The organism is Hydrogenophaga sp., from assembly GCF_014773545.1.
Classification (GTDB): Bacteria; Pseudomonadota; Gammaproteobacteria; order Burkholderiales; family Burkholderiaceae_C; genus Hydrogenophaga.
On record NZ_SDDV01000001.1, the window covers coordinates 101020 to 118674 of the forward strand.

A 17655-nucleotide genomic window follows, 5' to 3' on the forward strand; every position below is an offset into this window, starting at 1 on the left:
ACACACCATGTCAGAACGACACCCCATCATCGCCATCACCGGCTCCAGCGGCGCCGGCACGTCCACCGTGACGCGCACGTTCGCCAACATTTTCCGGCGCGACGACATCAGCGCGGCCATCATCGAAGGCGATAGCTTTCATCGCTACGACCGCAAGGAAATGAAGCGGCGCCAGGCCGATGCAGAGCAATCGGGCAACCTGAACTTCAGCCATTTCGGCAGCGACAACAACCTGTTTGGCGAACTCGAAGCGCTGTTTGCCAGCTACGCCAAAACGGGCCGCGGACGCTCGCGCAAGTACCTGCACAACGAGGAGGAGGCCGCGCCGTACCAACAGGCGCCGGGCACCTTCACCGACTGGGAAGACCTGGCGCAGGACACCGACATGCTGTTCTACGAGGGCTTGCACGGTGCGGTGGTGACGCCAGAACACAACGTCGCGCAACACGCCGACTTGCTCATTGGCGTGGTGCCGGTGATCAACCTGGAGTGGATCCAGAAGCTCTACCGCGACAAGAACATGCGCGGCTACAGCACCGAGGCAGTAACCGACACCATTTTGCGCCGCATGCCCGACTACGTGAACTACATCGTGCCGCAGTTCGGGCACACGCACGTCAACTTTCAGCGCGTGCCTATGGTCGACACCTCCAACCCCTTCATCGCGCGCGACATTCCGACCGCCGACGAGAGCATGGTGGTGATTCGCTTTGCCAAGCCCAAGGGCATCGACTTTCAGTACCTGCTGAACATGATTCATGACAGCTACATGAGCCGTGCCAACACCATCGTGGTGCCCGGCGGCAAGATGGAGCTGGCCATGCAGCTCATCTTCACCCCCTTCATCTGGCGCATGATGGAGCGCAAGAAAAGGGCGATGGGACTGGCTTGAATCTTTGATCTGCGCTGCTTCGCGCGGGCCCCATCCCCCCCTTCGACAGGCTCAGGACAGGCCCTTCGACAGGCTCAGGACAGGCCCTTCGACAGGCTCAGGACAGGCTAAGCTTCCCCCATCGGGGGAAGGAACGAAGGCAAGAGCCTCCCCGAATGGCTCCCTCCCCCGCTGGGGGAGGGCAGGGGTGGGGGCCCGCCAGCAGACACCTCACCCAGAACCCGAACCGCCCAATCTCCAAAGGTCAACGATGAACAACCCCTCTCCCGAACTCGCCCGCCAGATGGCCAACGCCATCCGCATGCTCGCCGTGGACGCGGTGGAAAAAGCCAAGTCCGGCCACCCTGGCGCGCCCATGGGCATGGCCGACATTGCCGAGGTGCTGTGGAACCGACACCTCAAACACAACCCGGCCAACCCGCACTGGAGCGACCGCGACCGCTTCGTGCTGTCCAACGGCCACGGCTCGATGCTGATCTACGCGCTCTTGCACCTGAGCGGCTACGAGCTGCCGGTGCAAGAGCTGAAGAACTTCCGCCAGTTGCACAGCAAGACCGCCGGCCACCCCGAGGTGGGCATCACCCCCGGGGTGGAAACCACCACCGGCCCGCTCGGCCAGGGGCTGGCCAACGCGGTCGGCATGGCGCTGGCCGAGAAGCTGCTTGCGACCGAATTCAACCGCGAGGACGAAGAGGGCAGCCACTACATCGTCGATCACCACACCTATGTCTTCCTGGGCGACGGCTGCATGATGGAGGGAATCAGCCACGAAGCCTGCGCGCTGGCCGGCACGCTGCGCCTGTCCAAGTTGGTGGCGTTCTACGACGACAACGGCATCTCCATCGACGGCCACGTCGAAGGCTGGTTCACCGACGACACGCCCAAGCGCTTCGACGCCTACGGCTGGCACGTGATCCCCAACGTGGACGGCCACAACCCGGTGGCCATCGAGGCCGCACTGATCGAAGCCAAGAAGCAGGGCGCGCGCGCCGATGGAAAACCCACGCTGATCTGCTGCAAGACCGTGATCGGCATGGGCTCGCCCAACAAGGCCGGCACGCACGACGTGCACGGCGCCGCGCTGGGCGCCACCGAGGTGCAGGCCACGCGCGACGCGCTGGGCTGGACATCGGCCCCGTTCGAGATCCCGGTCGACGTGGCCGAGGCCTGGAACGCCCAGGCCCGCGGTGCCGCCGCCGAGCGCGCCTGGCGCGACCGCTTCGAAGCCTACCGCGTGCAGTACCCGCTGGAAGCCGCCGAGTTCGAGCGCCGCATGGCCGGCGATCTGCTGCCCGCGTTTGCCCAGCAACTGCCCGCCGTGCTGGAGGCCATCGCCGCCAAGTCCGATGCTTTCGCCACCCGCAAGGCCAGCCAGAACGCGCTCGACCTGCTGGCGCCGCTGGTGCCCGAATTCTTCGGCGGCAGCGCCGACCTGACCGGCTCCAACCTCACCAATTTCAAGGGTTGCGTGAAGGCCGGGCGCGACGCCTGGGGCAACCACCTGAGCTACGGCGTGCGCGAATTCGGTATGGCCGCCATCATGAATGGCATCACGCTGCACGGCGGCTACATCCCTTACGGCGGCACCTTCCTGACGTTCAGCGACTACAGCCGCAACGCCATCCGCATGGCCGCGCTGATGAAGCAGCGCGTGATCCACGTCTTCACCCACGACTCCATCGGCCTGGGCGAAGACGGCCCGACACACCAGTCGGTCGAGCACGTGCCCAGCCTGCGCATCATCCCCGGCCTGGACGTGTGGCGCCCGGCCGATGGCCTGGAGACCGCCGTGGCCTGGGCCTGCGCCATCGAGCGCAAGGGCGGCCCAAGTGCCCTGTGCCTGTCGCGCCAGAACCTGCCGCGCCTGAGCGATGCAAGCATGGTCGAGCAGATCCGCCAGGGCGGCTATGTGCTGGCCGAGGGCGCCAACCCCCAGGCCGTGATCCTGGCCACCGGTTCCGAGACCTCGCTGGCGATGCAAGCCCATGCGGCGCTGGCTGCCGAGGGCATCAGCACCCGCGTGGTCTCCATGCCCTGCAGCAACGTGTTCGACCGCCAGCCCAAGGCCTACCAGGACATGGTGTTGCCGCTGTCGCTGCCCACGGTGGCGGTGGAGGCCGCGCACCCGGATTTCTGGCGCAAGTACGTGGGCCGCACCGGCGTGGTGATTGGCATCGCCACGTTCGGCGAATCGGCACCCGCGAAAGACCTGTACACCCACTTCGGCATCACGTCGGCGGCGGTGGTGGCGGCGGTCAAGGGGGTGTTGTGATGAGCGCCTACCCGTACGACCTGATCCTGTTCGACCTCGACGGCACGCTGATCGAGACCGCGCCGGAAATCGCCGACGCGGTCAATGACACGCTCGCGCATTTCAGCCGACCACCGGTGAGCCAGCAGCAGGTGAACGATTGGATCGGCCACGGCACGCGCGAGCTGCTGATCCAGGCACTGGCTTTTGTCGACCAGACAACGGCCGATGCGGTGCGCCACGCCGACAGCTTCAAACCCATCGAAGCCGAATTCGGCCGGCACTACCAGGCGCGCTGCGGCACCCGCAGCCACCTCTACCCGCATGTGCGCGAAACGCTGCACACGCTGCGCGCGGCGGGCGTGAAGCTGGCGGTGGTGACCAACAAGGAGGGCCGCTACACACAAACCGTGCTCGACGCGCACCAGATGGCGCCGCTGTTTGACCGCGTGATCAGCGGTGACACCTTGCCGGTGAAAAAGCCCAACCCCGCCGCCATCGACGACTGCCTGCAGCGTTTCGGTGTGGCACGCGAACGCGCGCTGTTCGTGGGCGATTCCAGCATCGACGTGGCCACCGCGCGCAACGCTGGTATCGCCGTCTGGGTGCTGCCCTACGGCTACAACATGGGCCAGCCCATCGAGAGCTGCCACCCGGACCGCGTGATTGCCGACTTCACGGCGCTGACCCCAGGCCTGATCAGCGCCACCTGAACCCCTTTTCTTTTTTCTGGAGACATTCCCATGGCCCTCAAGATCGGTATCAATGGTTTCGGGCGCATCGGCCGCATGGTGTTGCGCGCCGTTGCGCAGGAAGCCGAGTTCAAAGACCTTGAAGTGGTCGCCATCAACGACCTGCTGGAGCCCGAGTACCTGGCCTACATGCTCCAGCACGACAGCGTGCATGGCCGCTTCAAGGGCAGCGTGGTCGTGGAGGGAAACCACCTGGTGGTCAACGGAAAAAAGATCCGCCTGACCGCCGAAAAAGACCCTTCCAAGCTGAAATGGGGTGACGTGGGTGCCGACGTCGTGGTCGAGTCCACCGGCTTCTTTCTGACTGCCGACACCTGCCAGAAACACATAGCTGCGGGTGCCAAGAAGGTGGTGCAGTCGGCCCCGTCCAAGGACGCCACGCCCATGTTCGTCTACGGCGTAAACCACGCCCAGTACGCTGGCGAGGCCATCGTCTCCGCTGCGTCCTGCACCACCAACTGCCTGGCCCCGGTGGCCAAGGTGCTCAACGACAGCTTTGGCATCCAGCGCGGCCTGATGACCACCGTGCACGCTGCCACCGCCACACAAAAAACCGTGGACGGCCCCTCGTCCAAAGACTGGCGCGGCGGCCGTGGCATCCTGGAAAACATCATCCCCTCGTCCACCGGCGCCGCCAAGGCGGTGGGCGTGGTGCTGCCCGAGCTGAACAAGAAGCTCACCGGCATGGCCTTTCGCGTGCCGACCTCTGATGTGTCGGTGGTGGACCTGACGGTCGAGCTGAGCCGTCCCGCCAGCTACGACGACATCTGCCAGGCCATGAAGACCGCATCGGAAGGTGCGCTCAAGGGCGTGCTGGGCTACACCAGCGACAAGGTGGTATCCACCGACTTCCGTGGCTGCGCCATGCCGTCCATCTTCGACGCCGACGCGGGCATCGCGCTGGACAAGACCTTCGTCAAGGTCGTGGCCTGGTACGACAACGAGTACGGCTACACCTGCAACATGATGCGTTTCGTGCAGCACGTGGGTCGCCACTGATTTGGAGAACACAGCATGAAATTCCTTCGATTCTCCGACCTCTGTGCCCAGGGCCAAGCCCGCCGCAAACGCGTCTTCATCCGTGCCGACCTGAACGTGCCGCAGAACGACGCGGGCGAGATCACCGAAGACACCCGCATCCGCGCCAGCATCCCGGCGATCCAGATGGCGTTGGACGCCGGGGCTGCCGTCATGGTGACCAGCCACCTGGGCCGCCCGACCGAAGGCGCGTTCAAGCCCGCCGATTCCCTGGCCCCGGTGGCCGCGCGCCTGGGCCAGCTCATGGGTCGTTCGGTGCGCGTGGTGGCCCACTGGGTCGATGGCGACTTCGCGGTCGCGCCCGGCGAGGTGGTGCTGTTGGAGAACTGCCGCCTGAACGTGGGCGAGAAGAAGAACAGCCCCGATCTCGCCAGGAAGCTGGGCGCCCTGTGCGACATCTTTGTGCACGACGCCTTTGGCACCGCGCACCGCGCCGAGGGCAGCACCTACGGCATCGCCGAAACAGCCCCGATCGCCTGCGCCGGGCCGCTGCTGGCGGCCGAGATGGACGCCATCGGCAAAGCCCTGGCCAACCCGAAGCGCCCGCTGATCGCCATCGTCGCTGGTTCCAAGGTCTCAACGAAACTCACCATCCTGCAATCCCTGGCCAGGAACGTGGACGGCCTGATCGTGGGCGGCGGCATCGCCAACACCTTCATGCTCGCGGCCGGTCTGAAGATCGGCAAAAGCCTGGCCGAGCCGGACCTGGTCGGCGAAGCACGGGCGGTGATCGACGCCATGAAGGCGCGTGGCGCGGCGGTGCCGATTCCCGAAGACGTGGTCTGCGCCAAAACCTTTAGCGCCGATGCGGTGGCCACGGTGAAAGCTGCCACCGAGGTGGAAGACGACGACCTGATCCTGGACATCGGCCCGAAGACCGCCGCGAAACTCGCCGAGCAACTGAAGAAAGCCGGGACGATTGTCTGGAACGGTCCGGTGGGCGTGTTCGAGTTCGCCGCATTCGAGAACGGCACGCGGGTGATTGCGCAGGCGATTGCCCAGAGCAACGCCTTCAGCATCGCCGGCGGTGGCGACACGCTCGCCGCCATTGCCAAGTACGGCATCGAGAAACAGGTGGGCTACATCTCCACCGGTGGCGGTGCCTTCCTGGAAGTGCTGGAGGGCAAGACGCTGCCAGCGTTTGAAGTGCTGGCGCGCCGTGCGGCCTGACGAAACGACCCCCTGTTTTTCCGTTCGCCCTGAGCCTGTCGAAGGGCTTGGCGCACATGCCGCCATGGGGCTTCACAGGCTCAGCCCGAACGGACTTGCTATTTTCAACACAACACCCCAAGGAACACCATGGCCCTCATCTCCCTACGCCAGTTGCTCGACCACGCCGCCGAGCACAACTACGGCCTGCCGGCCTTCAACGTCAACAACCTGGAGCAGGTGCAGGCCATCATGCAGGCGGCCCACCAGGTGAACAGTCCCGTGATCCTGCAAGGATCGGCGGGCGCGCGCGCCTACGCGGGCGAGCCCTTTCTGCGCCACCTGATCGCGGCAGCGGTCGAGATGTACCCTCAGATTCCAGTCTGCATGCACCAGGACCACGGCGCCACGCCAGCGATTTGCTTTCGCTCGATTCAATCGGGCTTTAGCTCGGTGATGATGGACGGCAGCCTGCTGGCCGACGGCAAGACGCCCGCGAGCTACGAATACAACGTGGCGACCACCCGCCAAGTGGTGGACCTGGCGCACGCCTGCGGCGTGTCGGTGGAGGGTGAACTCGGTTGCCTGGGCTCGCTGGAAACCGGCAAGGCCGGTGAAGAAGACGGCCACGGCGCTGAGGGCGTGTTGGACCACTCGGCTTTGCTCACCGACCCCAATGAGGCGGCGGACTTCGTGAGCAAGACCCAGGTCGACGCGCTGGCGATTGCCATCGGCACCAGCCACGGCGCCTACAAGTTCAGCAGCAAGCCCAGCGGCAAGGTGCTGCGCATCGACCGGGTGAAAGAAATCCACCAGCGCATCCCCAACGTGCACCTGGTGATGCACGGTTCCAGCAGTGTGCCGCAAGACTGGCTGGCCATCATCAACCAGTACGGCGGCGACATGGGCCAGACCTACGGCGTGCCGGTGGAGGAAATCGTCGAAGGCATCAAAAACGGCGTGCGCAAGATCAACATCGACACCGACCTGCGCATGGCCAGCACCGGAGCCATTCGCAAGCACCTGGCCGAAGACCGCAAGAACTTCGACCCGCGCAAGTTTTACAAAGAAGCCACCAAGGCGATGCAGGCGATTTGCGCGGCGCGCTACGAGGCCTTTGGCGCCGCCGGCATGGCCAGCAAAATCACCCAGGTGCACAGCCTGGAGACGATGCAGAAGCGCTACGACAAAGGCGAGCTGGCCGCGCGCGTGGCTTGAATAAGTGACGAGCTGCTCAGAGGAGCCGTGTCGCGTAAAAAATTCGATTCTGCAGGCCGGCGTCGAAGTTGTCGATCCTCATGTATTTCAATTTAGCAAAGGAGTTGTATCGTGACAAAAGACCTCAAGTTGGTGACTATTTTCTCCGAGTCGGTGCTGGAAAGAAAGATTCTCAATGATCTGGAGCAGCTCGGTATCAAGGGTTATACCGTGTCTGATTGCCGTGGGCGTGGTACGCACGTGTCCACCAATATGATCGCTGCCGCCAGCCCGAACATTCGGATCGAAATCATGTGCGAGCACGACGTGAGTCTGCACGTGGCCGGTCTGTTGACGGAGAAATACGAGAAAAATTTCGGCTTGCTGATTTTCTCGCGCCCGATTGATCTGTTGAATTAAGTTTGCGTCAATTGTGCTGCGCCCGGCTATGCGGCGCAGCAGCTTTTGTTTTTTTCTTGTTCTTTGCGCTGGCTTGGTCAGCTCGGTGGGGCGCTTTCCTGCGCGCTTGAACGCTGTTGCTTGACAAGTCTTGCCTCGTCATGCGCGCGGCCAGTTTTTTACTTCGAAGGAAGTGTCATGGACTTTATTTTTGATTTTCTGGCCCGGTTTGTCTCTCAGCTCACCACGCCGGCACTCGGTTTTTTGTTTGCCGGCGTGTTGCTGGCGGCGGTTGGCAGCACCTTTCGCATTCCAAGGGCGATTTATCAGTTTTCGATTTTCATGTTGCTGATGAAAATTGGCCTGGGGGCCGGCATGGCGATTCGCGACGCCGACCTGGCTGCCATGGCCTTGCCGGCGCTGTTCTCCGTCATCATTGGCGTGGCGGTGGTGCTGATTGGCAACTTCACGCTGGCGCGCTTGCCGGGTGTGAAAAAAGATGACGCCATTGCCACCGCCGGCTTGTTCGGCGCCGTCAGCGGCTCGACACTGGCCGCCGGCATGTTGGCCCTGGATCAGGCCAAAATCGCTTTTGAACCGTGGGTGATTGCGCTCTATCCGTTCATGGACATCCCGGCACTGGTGTTCGCCGTGGTGCTGGCCAACGTCTATTTGATGAAGGAAAAATCGGTCGATGCGCAAAAGGGTTTGAAGATCTGGCCCATCATCCAGGAAACCTTGACTGGTTTTGCCATCTCGGTGTTGCTGGCTGGTGTGGTGCTGGGTATGTTCATCAACGTGCAGCCGGTCTACGAGCAGTTCTTCGATCCGCTGTTCGTCGGCTTCATCAGCATCCTGATGCTGACCCTGGGCATGGACGCCTACTTCAAGCTGAAAGACTTGCTCAAGGTCGCGCACTGGTACATTTTCTACGCCTTCTTGGCCCCGTTCATTCACGGCTTGCTGGCTTTTGGTCTGGGCTATCTGGCGCATATCTGGGTGGGCTTGAGCCCGGGCGGCGTGATTTTGCTGGCGGTGATAGCGGCTTCCAGCTCCGACGTGTCGGGTCCGCCCACCTTGCGTGCCGGCATCCCCAGCGCCAACCCTTCGGCCTACATCGGCACGTCGACCGGCATTGGAACGGTGGTGGCGATTGCCTTGTGCATTCCTTTCTTCATTGCATTGGGCGTCAATGTTTTTAATCTGTAACGCCACCAGAATTGCTTGCCTGCGCTGCTTTGTTGGTATGCTCGGGTGCCTGTCTGGGTTCGGATGCTGCGGCGCGCGCTGACGTGCGAGCGGGCAAGCTGCAGCGGCAGCTGCTTCGCCCCGGCGCAGGCACAACGCAAGCCGGGGCGCCTGGATGGCCGCAGCGCTTGCGGCACAATGCGCTGGTCCCGTCGCGGCCCGCAAGTGCCGCGTTCCCAGCTTTTTTTTGCGAGGCACGTCCATCATGGCATCGGTCAACAAAGTCATTCTCGTCGGCAACTGCGGCCGCGACCCTGAAATTCGCTACCTGCCGTCGGGTCAGGCGGTGGCCAACGTGAGTCTGGCGACGTCGAGCCGCCGCAAGGACAAGAATACAGGCGAGACGGTCGAGGACACGCAGTGGCACCGCATCACTTTTTATGACCGCCTGGCCGAAATCGCTGGTGAATACGTCAAGAAAGGCCGTCCGATTTATGTCGAAGGGCGGCTGAAATACGGCACTTATGTCGACAAAGCCAGCGGGGTGGAAAAAAACACCGTCGACATCATCGCCACCGAACTGCAGTTGCTCGGTGGTCGGGAGGGTCAGGGTGGGGGTGACGAGGGCGGCGGCGCTTATGCCCCGCGCGCGGCCAGCGCGCGACAGTCACCCGCGCGCGCGCCGTCGGCTCCTGCGCCGGCGGCCGCGCCGGCGCGGCCAGCCAGCAGCTTTGACGACTTGGACGACGACATTCCTTTTTAACACCTGCCGGCCCTTAGACTGCAAGCAGCGCGGCCCCTGGAGCAGCACGCACCCCAGGGGCGCGCCGGTGCATCCGCTGGTCAAGCCGCACCATGCCTGCCATGAACGATTCAAGTTCAATGCCAAGCCTTCCCCAGCCGGCTTCTATGTTGCCGCCCGATGACGCGTTGCGCGAGCTGCTGCACAACGAGTTGCACGCGCGCCCGCTGGCGCGCATTCGGTTGCCCGCGCTGGTGGTTTACGTGGCGGTGCTCAACGAAGGCGTCAGCCGCGAACAGGAGTGGCAGCACTTGTGCCGTCTGCCGGGGCAAGAACAACTGCCGCTGGCGTTGTTGCACGAGAATTTTCTGCGCCTGCGCCTGGGTGGCCACACGCTCAAGTGGGAGCGTCACACCGAATTCACCCGCTACGCCAGCGTGCAGCCCCTGCCCGATGGCACCGGCCTGGGCAGCCATGAGCCGGAGTTGCTCGCGGCGCTGGCGACACCGGCGGGGTGGTGGCGCGATATTCCAGGCCGTACCGTGGCGGCCATCAAGCTGGTGCTGTTGCAAGCCGAGTTGCCGCAGCCACACCCGGCCGAACAGGCCGAGTTGATGGCATCGGCGCAGCAGTGGTTCGGTGGCCGCACCGTGGTGGCATCACAACTGGGCGGTGGTCATTCGTGGGCCCTGACCGATTTTCGCATCGACCTCTGTGGCTTTGAGCGCATGTTGGTGCTCACCCCGGCAGGCACAAGCGAAACCCGTGCCGGGCGCATTGCGCATCGGCTGCTCGATCTGGAGACTTACCGCCTGATGGCGCTGCGTGGTCTGCCGGTGGCCAAGACACTCTTGCCCATGCTGGCACAGGCAGAAACCCGCCTTGCCACCATCACCGCCGAGATGGAGAGCAAGGCCAGTTCCGAGCAGCAACTGCTGGACCAATTGGTGACGCTGGCCGCCAGCGTGGAGCGCGCCACGGCCGAAACCGCATTTCGTTTCGCCGCCAGCCGGGCCTACGACGCGCTGGTGCAGCAGCGCCTGGGTGAGTTGCGGGAGCTGCCGATTCCGGGCACCCAAACCATCGGCGAATTCTTGCGTCGGCGCTTCTCACCCGCCCTGGCCACGGTGGCCGCTAGCGCACAGCGGCTGGAGTTCTTGTCGGCGCGCGTCTCGCGCACCAGCGCTTTGCTGCGTACGCGGGTTGACATCGTCACCGAGGCGCAAAACCAGCAACTGCTGGAAAAGCTCACGCGCGGGCAGGAAATGCAGCTGCGCCTGCAAAGCACGGTGGAAGGGCTGTCGATCGCCGCCATTTCCTATTACGTGGTCAGCCTGCTGCTGTACCTGGCAAAAGCAGCCCAGGCGGCAGGGGCACCGCTGAACCCGGAAATCGCCACCGGTGCCTTGATTCCTCTGGTGCTTTGGGGGGTGTGGCGCACCACGCGGCGCATTCACCAAAAGCTGCGCGTGCCGCACTGAGGTGCAGAAGTGGGCTGCGCTGGCGTTCAGTCGCCGCCCAGCGCGCTGCGGATGACGCCGCCGCCCAGGCAGACCTCGCCGTCGTAGAGCACGGCACTTTGGCCCGGTGTCACGGCCCATTGTGGTGCGGCAAAGCGCAGCGCAAAGCCCGGCTCACCCTCGGCCTCGAAGCGGCAGGGTGCGTCGGTCTGCCGGTAGCGTGTCTTGGCGCTCAGATCGACCGCCGTCGGCACCTGGCCCGCGACCCAGCTGGCGTCTTGTGCATGCAGCGCGCTCGAGAGCAAGCAGGCGTGGTTGTGCCCTTGCACCACCCACAGCGTGTTGTTTTGCATGTCTTTGCGCGCCACGAACCAGGGCAGGTGCAGGCCGTCGGTTTCGGGGTGCGGCGGAGCAGTCATTTTTTTAACGCCGCCAATACCCAACCCCTGACGTTGACCCAGCGTGTAAAAACTCAGACCCACGTGTTGGCCGATGATGCGGCCGTGCGGGTCTTTGATCGGGCCGGGTTCCTTGGCGATGTAGCGGTTCAGAAAATCACGGAACGGCCGCTCACCGATGAAGCAAATGCCGGTTGAATCTTTCTTTTTCGCATTCGGCAGACCGATTTGTGCAGCGATGCGCCGCACCTCGGTCTTGGGCAGCTCACCGACCGGGAACAGCGTTTGACCGAGCTGCGCCTGGTTCAGACGGTGTAAAAAATAGCTCTGATCTTTCAGCGCGTCCAGGCCCTTGAGCAGCTCGTAGCGGTCGCGGCTTTCGTTGTGACGCACGCGCGCGTAATGCCCGGTGGCTATTTTCTCGGCGCCCAGGCGAACGGCGTGGTCCAAAAAAGCTTTGAACTTGATTTCGGCGTTGCACAGCACGTCGGGGTTTGGCGTGCGCCCGGCCAGATGCTCGCGCAAAAACTCGGCGAACACACGGTCTTTGTATTCGGCCGCAAAATTGACGTGTTCGATCTCAATTCCCAGCACGTCGGCCACACTGGCAGCGTCCAGCCAGTCCTGCCGACTCGAGCAGTAGGCGCTGTCGTCGTCGTCTTCCCAGTTCTTCATGAAGATGCCGACCACCTCATATCCCTGCTCCTTGAGCAGGTGCGCGCTCACCGCCGAGTCCACGCCGCCGCTGAGCCCCACCACCACGCGCTGTTTGCTTGTCATAGGGGAATTATCCGCGTGGCCGGGTGTGCTCGCCGGGCCGGCGGGGCATCGTGCAAATCGATGGTTGATGGCGACCAATGCCATCGAACGATCGCTGGCTCGCTTGCGCTTACATTGGCGTCATATGCGGGTGCAACGGCCCGCACAAACCCAGGAACCCGATCATGACCCGCTGGCCCACGTTGTTCATCTCACACGGCGCGCCCACTTTTGCGCTCGAACCCGGCCGGGCCGGTGCGGCGCTCAGCGCTTTGGGTCAGAAGTTGCAGCGCCCGGCCGCCGTGCTGGTGGTCTCGCCGCACTGGAGCACGCGCCATCCACGCGTGGCCAGCAGCGCCGCGCCCAAGACCCTGCACGATTTCGGTGGCTTCTCGCCTGCGCTCTACCAATTGAACTACCCGGCGCCTGGCCACCCGCTGCTGGCGGCGCGCGCCGTCGAACTGCTGCGCGCGGCCGCTTGGTCTGCCGAGCCCGACGACCGGTGGGGTCTGGACCACGGCGCCTGGGTGCCGCTGCTGCACCTGTATCCACAGGCCAATGTGCCGGTGTTTCAGGTCTCGCTGCCGGTGTGGCTGGACGGCGCGCGCGCCTACGCCCTGGGCCAGGCGCTGGCGCCGCTGGCGTTGGAAGGCGTGCTCATCGTCGGTTCGGGCAGTTTGACGCACAACCTCTATGACGTGCGCTTTGACGCCCCAGCGGCCGAGGTACAAGCCTATGCGGTCGAGTTCACCGCCTGGATCGAGCAAACGCTGCGCCAGCGCGACCATGCGCGCTTGCAGCAGGTCATGACGCTGGCACCACATGCCGAGCGCGCCCACCCGAGCGCCGAACACCTGTGGCCGCTGCTGCTGGCCGCCGGTGCGGCAGGGGTGCAGGCGGCGGCAACACGCATCGACGGCGGCATCACCCACGGCGTGCTGTCCATGGATGCCTATCGGTTTGACTAACTTGCGTTCTGAGGCGAGCCGCCGCTTGCAGTGAGTCGCCCCGATGACGTAAATTTGGTCGTCGGCCCAGCACCACCGTCCGCTCAGTAGCCCGAAAGCCGACCTGTAATTGATCGCGTGATCGCGCGCTTCGGGCTGGCTTGCATGGGGGATTGGCTGGATTGGCTTGCTGTGGCAGACTTGGCCGATGAAGTTTTTCGCTCCCTCAGTGAGTGCGGCCGAAGTCGAATTCACCGCCATCCGCGCCCAGGGTTCGGGTGGGCAGAACGTCAACAAGGTGTCGAACGCGGTACACCTGCGCTTTACCGTTCGTACTTCGTCCTTGCCGCAAGACATTCAGGCGCGCCTGCTGGCCTTGAGCGACCAGCGCATCAGCGCCGCAGGCGTGATTGTCATCAAGGCGCAAAGCAGCCGCAGCCTGGAGCACAACAAAGCCCAGGCGCTGGCGCGTTTGCAAGACCTGGTCGACCGTGCCGCGCGCGTGCCCAAGCGCCGCCTGGCCACACGGCCGACGCTGGGTTCTGAGCAACGGCGCTTGCAGGGAAAGGCCAAGCGCGCCGATATCAAGTCGCAGCGCTGCCGGGTTGCAGGGGTCGACTGATCAAGGTGTTGCGGCAATTTGCCTGTCGAGCGCGCGCTGCAGCAAGAGCCGGCGGGTGCGCTCTGCCAGACGGTCCGATTCAGCCTGGAAACCGCAGGTAGCGCTGTCACCCAGAAGGCGCGTCTGCGCGTGGGTACAAAAGTGAGTGTCCATGCGGCATTCCAAGCGGAAATCAGCGCTCAACTGCGGTTTTTAGGCTCAGTCGGCCCGCGCCAGCACCGAGCTGTCGGTCTGCATCAATTCGAGCGGATAGCGCTGGCCGCTCAAGTGGTCTTGCACGCAGCGCAGCAGCAGCGGGCTGCGATGGCGTGCGCTGCTGGCGTGGAGTTCGTCGGGCGTGAGCCAGAGTGTGCGCACGATGGCCGGATCGAGGGAGCGGCCGCTTTCGGGCGCGCCGAGATCGCCGCAAAAGGCAAAGCGCAGGTAGCTGATGTCTTCACCCGTTCCGTCGCGCTGCAGGCGCCAGAGGTAGACGCCGACCAAGGCGGTGGGCGTGAAGCTGTGGCCGGTTTCTTCCAGTGTCTCGCGTGCGACGGCCTGGGCCGGGCTCTCGAAGGGTTCGAGGTGGCCGGCCGGGTTGTTCAGGCGCAGGCCTTCGGGCGTGTGTTCTTCCACCAGCAGGTAGCGGCCGCCGCGCTCTATGATGGCGGCCACGGTGACGCTGGGTTTCCATCGGGTGTCCATGGGCGCATTATCTTGAATTGTCACGGCGAATCAGGCGCAGGGGTCGTGCGGTCGAGTGGGGTGCCCGGCGGCTTTCAGGTAAGCTTGCACACAATTCATCTTTTGTTGCGCGAGTGAGGAGAACTTTATGCTGATTGGCGTACCCGCTGAGACCACGGTGGGCGAGACTCGGGTGGCTGTCACCCCAGAGACGGCGAAAAAATTTCTGGCGCAGGGCCACACACTGCGGGTGCAAAGTGGCGCAGGTGTGGCCGCCAGTGTGCCCGATGCCGCCTACGCGGCGCTGGGTGTTCAGATGTGCGACGCAGCCGGCGCTTTCGGTTGCGATCTGGTGCTCAAGGTGCGTGCACCGCTGGAGAACGAGCTCGCCCTCATGCGGCCCGGCGCCGCCGTGGTGGGCATGCTCAACCCGTTTGACGCGCCCGGCCTGCAACGCCTGGCGGCGGCCCAATTGACCGCGTTTGCCCTTGAGGCCGCACCGCGCAGCACGCGCGCGCAAAGCATGGACGTGTTGTCTTCGCAGGCCAACATCGCTGGTTACAAGGCCGTCATGCTGGCGGCTAACGCCTACCAGCGCTTCTTTCCCATGCTGATGACGGCAGCCGGCACGGTCAAGGCCGCGCGCGTCGTCATTCTTGGCGTTGGCGTGGCGGGCTTGCAGGCGATTGCCACCGCCAAGCGTCTGGGCGCCGTGATCGAGGCCTCCGACGTGCGTCCCAGCGTGAGAGAGCAGGTCGAATCGCTGGGCGGCAAGTTCATCGACGTGCCGTATGAAACGGCCGAGGAAAAAGAGGCCGCCGAGGGGGTAGGTGGTTACGCCCGACCGATGCCGCCGGGCTGGCTGGAGCGTCAGAAAGTCGAAGTGGCCAAGCGCGTGGCGCAGGCCGACGTGGTGATCTCGACCGCGCTCATCCCTGGCCGTGCTGCGCCGACGCTGATCACCGAAGAAATGGTCAAAAGCATGAAGCCTGGTTCGGTGATCGTAGACCTTGCGGCCGGCAAAGGCCCGCAAGGCGTGGGCGGCAATTGTCCGCTGACCGAAACCGACCGCAGCGTGCTCAAGCACGGCGTGCTGTTGATTGGCCACAGCAACCTGGCCGCGCTGGTGGCGGCCGACGCTTCGGCCCTGTACGCGCGCAACGTGCTCGACTTTTCCAAGCTCATCATCAACCAAGACCGTGCGCTGCACCTAGACTTGCAAGATGACATTGTGGCGGCCTGCCTGATGGCGCATGGCGGCGAGGTCAAGCGCGCTCAGTGAATCGGCGCTCCGCGGTCTGGCCCCGCGCTGCCTCGATGAGAAATTCCAACCCTTGACGCTGATTCGGAGCAACATATGGAAATCGTATCCCCCACCATCATCAACCTGATTATTTTCGTGCTGGCTATTTACGTCGGCTATCACGTGGTCTGGAACGTGACCCCGGCCTTGCACACGCCGCTGATGGCGGTCACCAACGCCATCTCGGCCATTGTCATCGTCGGCGCCATCCTGGCCGCTGCGCTGACCGAAACCGCTCTGGGTCAGATCATGGGCGTGCTGGCTGTTGCGCTGGCGGCGGTCAATGTGTTTGGCGGCTTTCTCGTCACCCGGCGCATGCTCGAGATGTTCAAGAAAAAAGAACGCAAACCAGCCGCCAGCGCGGATGGGGTCAAGTCATGAGCGCAGCGCAGAACCACTTGCGGCTCGCCGAAATGAATCTGGGATTAAAAAAATGAGCATGAACCTCGTCACGCTGCTGTACCTGGTCGCTTCGGTCTGTTTCATCCAGGCTTTGAAGGGGCTTTCGCACCCGACCTCGTCGATACGCGGCAATCTTTTTGGCATGGTCGGCATGGCGATTGCCATCCTGACCACCATTGCGCTGGTGATCAAATTGGCCGGTGGCATCGCCGCTGGCATGCCGCTGGTGCTGGGGGGGCTGCTGGTGGGCGGCGTACTCGGCACGCTGATGGCCAAGCGGGTCGAGATGACCAAAATGCCTGAGCTGGTGGCCTTCATGCACAGCATGATTGGCATGGCGGCGGTCTGCATCGCGGTGGCGGTGGTGGCCGAACCCTGGGTGTTTGGCATCACCGAGCGCGGCGAGCCGATTCCGTTTGGCAACAAATTCGAGCTGTTCCTGGGTGCGGCCATTGGCGCCATCACCTTCAGCGGCTCGGTCATTGCCTTTGGCAAGCTGTCGGGCAAGTACAGGTTCCGGTTGTTCCAGGGCGCACCCGTGACTTTTTCCGGGCAGCACACGCTCAACCTGGTGCTGGGCATCATTACCGTTGCGCTGGGCGTGTACTTTTCCTTCACCGAGAACTGGACCGCATTTTTCATCCTGATTGCGATCTCGTTCGTGCTCGGCGTGCTCATCATCATTCCGATTGGTGGCGCCGATATGCCGGTGGTGGTGTCCATGCTCAACAGCTATTCGGGCTGGGCTGCGGCCGGCATTGGCTTCAGTTTGAACAACAGCATGCTGATCATCGCCGGTTCGCTGGTCGGCAGCTCGGGTGCGATTTTGAGCTACATCATGTGCAAGGCCATGAACCGCTCGTTCTTCAACGTCATTCTGGGCGGCTTCGGCGGTGAGACAGCGGTTGCTGCCGGCAAGGCCGAGCAGCGGCCAGTGAAAAGCGGCAGCGCCGACGACGCGGCCTTCGTGCTCGGCAACGCCGAGACGGTGGTCATCGTGCCCGGCTACGGCCTGGCGGTGGCGCGCGCTCAGCACGCGGTCAAGGAGTTGGCGCACAAGCTGAGCGAGAAGGGCATCACGGTGAAATACGCCATTCACCCGGTCGCCGGGCGTATGCCGGGCCACATGAACGTGCTGCTGGCCGAGGCCGAGGTGCCGTACGACCAGGTGTTCGAGATGGAGGACATCAACGGCGAATTCGGCCAGGCCGACGTGGCGATCATTCTGGGTGCCAACGACGTGGTGAATCCGGCCGCGCTGCAAAAAGGCAGCTCGATCTACGGCATGCCTATTCTCGAGGCTTACAAAGCCAAGACCGTCATCGTTAATAAGCGTTCCATGGCCGCTGGCTACGCCGGGCTGGACAACGAGCTGTTCTACATGGACAAGACCATGATGGTGTTTGGCGATGCCAAGAAGGTGGTCGAGGAGATGACCAGGGCCATCGAGTAGGCGGCCTGTCCTGCGCTGTGGCTGTCTCACAGACGCTCCA

The 17655-nt window shown here is 63.7% G+C and carries 17 protein-coding genes; 15 read left to right on the forward strand and 2 right to left on the reverse strand.

The window, feature by feature from the left end; translation table 11 throughout:
* Positions 1-7: 7 nt before the first annotated feature.
* From EST26_RS00490 to EST26_RS00535, 10 genes are all read left to right on the forward strand, one after another.
* Positions 8-892 carry a phosphoribulokinase gene (locus EST26_RS00490; protein WP_291064475.1) on the forward strand — a complete coding sequence of 295 codons (885 nt, stop codon included), beginning with the start codon at positions 8-10 and terminating at the stop codon, positions 890-892.
* A gap of 250 nt (positions 893-1142) precedes the next feature.
* Positions 1143-3164 carry a transketolase gene (gene tkt, locus EST26_RS00495; protein ID WP_291064476.1) on the forward strand — a complete coding sequence of 674 codons (2022 nt, stop codon included), beginning with the start codon at positions 1143-1145 and terminating at the stop codon, positions 3162-3164.
* A complete protein-coding gene (gene gph, locus EST26_RS00500; RefSeq protein ID WP_291064477.1) occupies positions 3164-3856 on the forward strand; it encodes a phosphoglycolate phosphatase in 693 nt (230 codons plus the stop codon). Before tkt ends, gph begins: the two co-directional genes overlap by 1 nt.
* Positions 3857-3886: 30 nt before the next feature.
* Complete coding sequence (gene gap, locus EST26_RS00505) at positions 3887-4894, forward strand: type I glyceraldehyde-3-phosphate dehydrogenase (RefSeq protein WP_291064478.1); 1008 nt, start codon at positions 3887-3889, stop codon at positions 4892-4894.
* Positions 4895-4909: 15 nt separating this feature from the next.
* Positions 4910-6103: a phosphoglycerate kinase gene (locus tag EST26_RS00510; protein WP_291064479.1), complete on the forward strand. Its 1194-nt coding sequence runs from the start codon at positions 4910-4912 to the stop codon at positions 6101-6103.
* Positions 6104-6232: 129 nt separating this feature from the next.
* Positions 6233-7300, forward strand: coding sequence for a class II fructose-bisphosphate aldolase (fba, locus tag EST26_RS00515; protein ID WP_291064480.1), 1068 nt, complete (start codon positions 6233-6235; stop codon positions 7298-7300).
* Positions 7301-7411: 111 nt separating this feature from the next.
* Entirely contained in the window at positions 7412-7699 is a 288-nt protein-coding gene (locus EST26_RS00520; protein WP_291064481.1) for a hypothetical protein, read from the forward strand.
* Positions 7700-7876: 177 nt separating this feature from the next.
* Positions 7877-8887: a sodium-dependent bicarbonate transport family permease gene (locus EST26_RS00525; protein ID WP_291064482.1), complete on the forward strand. Its 1011-nt coding sequence runs from the start codon at positions 7877-7879 to the stop codon at positions 8885-8887.
* A gap of 244 nt (positions 8888-9131) precedes the next feature.
* On the forward strand, positions 9132-9629 hold the full coding sequence (gene ssb, locus EST26_RS00530) for a single-stranded DNA-binding protein (RefSeq protein WP_291064483.1): 498 nt from the start codon (positions 9132-9134) through the stop codon (positions 9627-9629).
* 146 nt (positions 9630-9775) lie between these two features.
* Positions 9776-11089, forward strand: coding sequence for a DUF3422 domain-containing protein (locus EST26_RS00535; protein WP_291064484.1), 1314 nt, complete (start codon positions 9776-9778; stop codon positions 11087-11089).
* A gap of 26 nt (positions 11090-11115) precedes the next feature.
* Here the strand turns inward: EST26_RS00535 and mnmA are convergent, their stop codons facing one another.
* A complete protein-coding gene (mnmA, locus tag EST26_RS00540) occupies positions 11116-12246 on the reverse strand; it encodes a tRNA 2-thiouridine(34) synthase MnmA (RefSeq protein ID WP_291064485.1) in 1131 nt (376 codons plus the stop codon).
* Positions 12247-12410: 164 nt separating this feature from the next.
* On the opposite strand from mnmA, the gene EST26_RS00545 reads away from it, so the two are divergent.
* A complete protein-coding gene (locus EST26_RS00545; protein ID WP_291064486.1) occupies positions 12411-13193 on the forward strand; it encodes a class III extradiol ring-cleavage dioxygenase in 783 nt (260 codons plus the stop codon).
* Positions 13194-13380: 187 nt separating this feature from the next.
* Positions 13381-13794: an alternative ribosome rescue aminoacyl-tRNA hydrolase ArfB gene (gene arfB, locus EST26_RS00550; protein ID WP_291064487.1), complete on the forward strand. Its 414-nt coding sequence runs from the start codon at positions 13381-13383 to the stop codon at positions 13792-13794.
* Between the two features lie 198 nt (positions 13795-13992).
* Here the strand turns inward: arfB and EST26_RS00555 are convergent, their stop codons facing one another.
* Positions 13993-14478, reverse strand: coding sequence for an NUDIX hydrolase (locus EST26_RS00555; protein ID WP_291064488.1), 486 nt, complete (start codon positions 14476-14478; stop codon positions 13993-13995).
* Between the two features lie 127 nt (positions 14479-14605).
* Here EST26_RS00555 and EST26_RS00560 point away from each other — a divergent pair, with 127 nt between their 5' ends.
* The 3 genes from EST26_RS00560 (at position 14606) to EST26_RS00570 (ending at position 17615) form a co-directional block, all read left to right on the forward strand.
* Positions 14606-15739, forward strand: coding sequence for an NAD(P) transhydrogenase subunit alpha (locus tag EST26_RS00560; RefSeq protein WP_291064489.1), 1134 nt, complete (start codon positions 14606-14608; stop codon positions 15737-15739).
* A gap of 75 nt (positions 15740-15814) precedes the next feature.
* Positions 15815-16141, forward strand: coding sequence for an NAD(P) transhydrogenase subunit alpha (locus tag EST26_RS00565; RefSeq protein WP_291064490.1), 327 nt, complete (start codon positions 15815-15817; stop codon positions 16139-16141).
* A 52-nt stretch (positions 16142-16193) separates the two neighbouring features.
* Positions 16194-17615, forward strand: coding sequence for an NAD(P)(+) transhydrogenase (Re/Si-specific) subunit beta (locus EST26_RS00570; RefSeq protein ID WP_291064491.1), 1422 nt, complete (start codon positions 16194-16196; stop codon positions 17613-17615).
* Positions 17616-17655 lie beyond the last annotated feature (40 nt).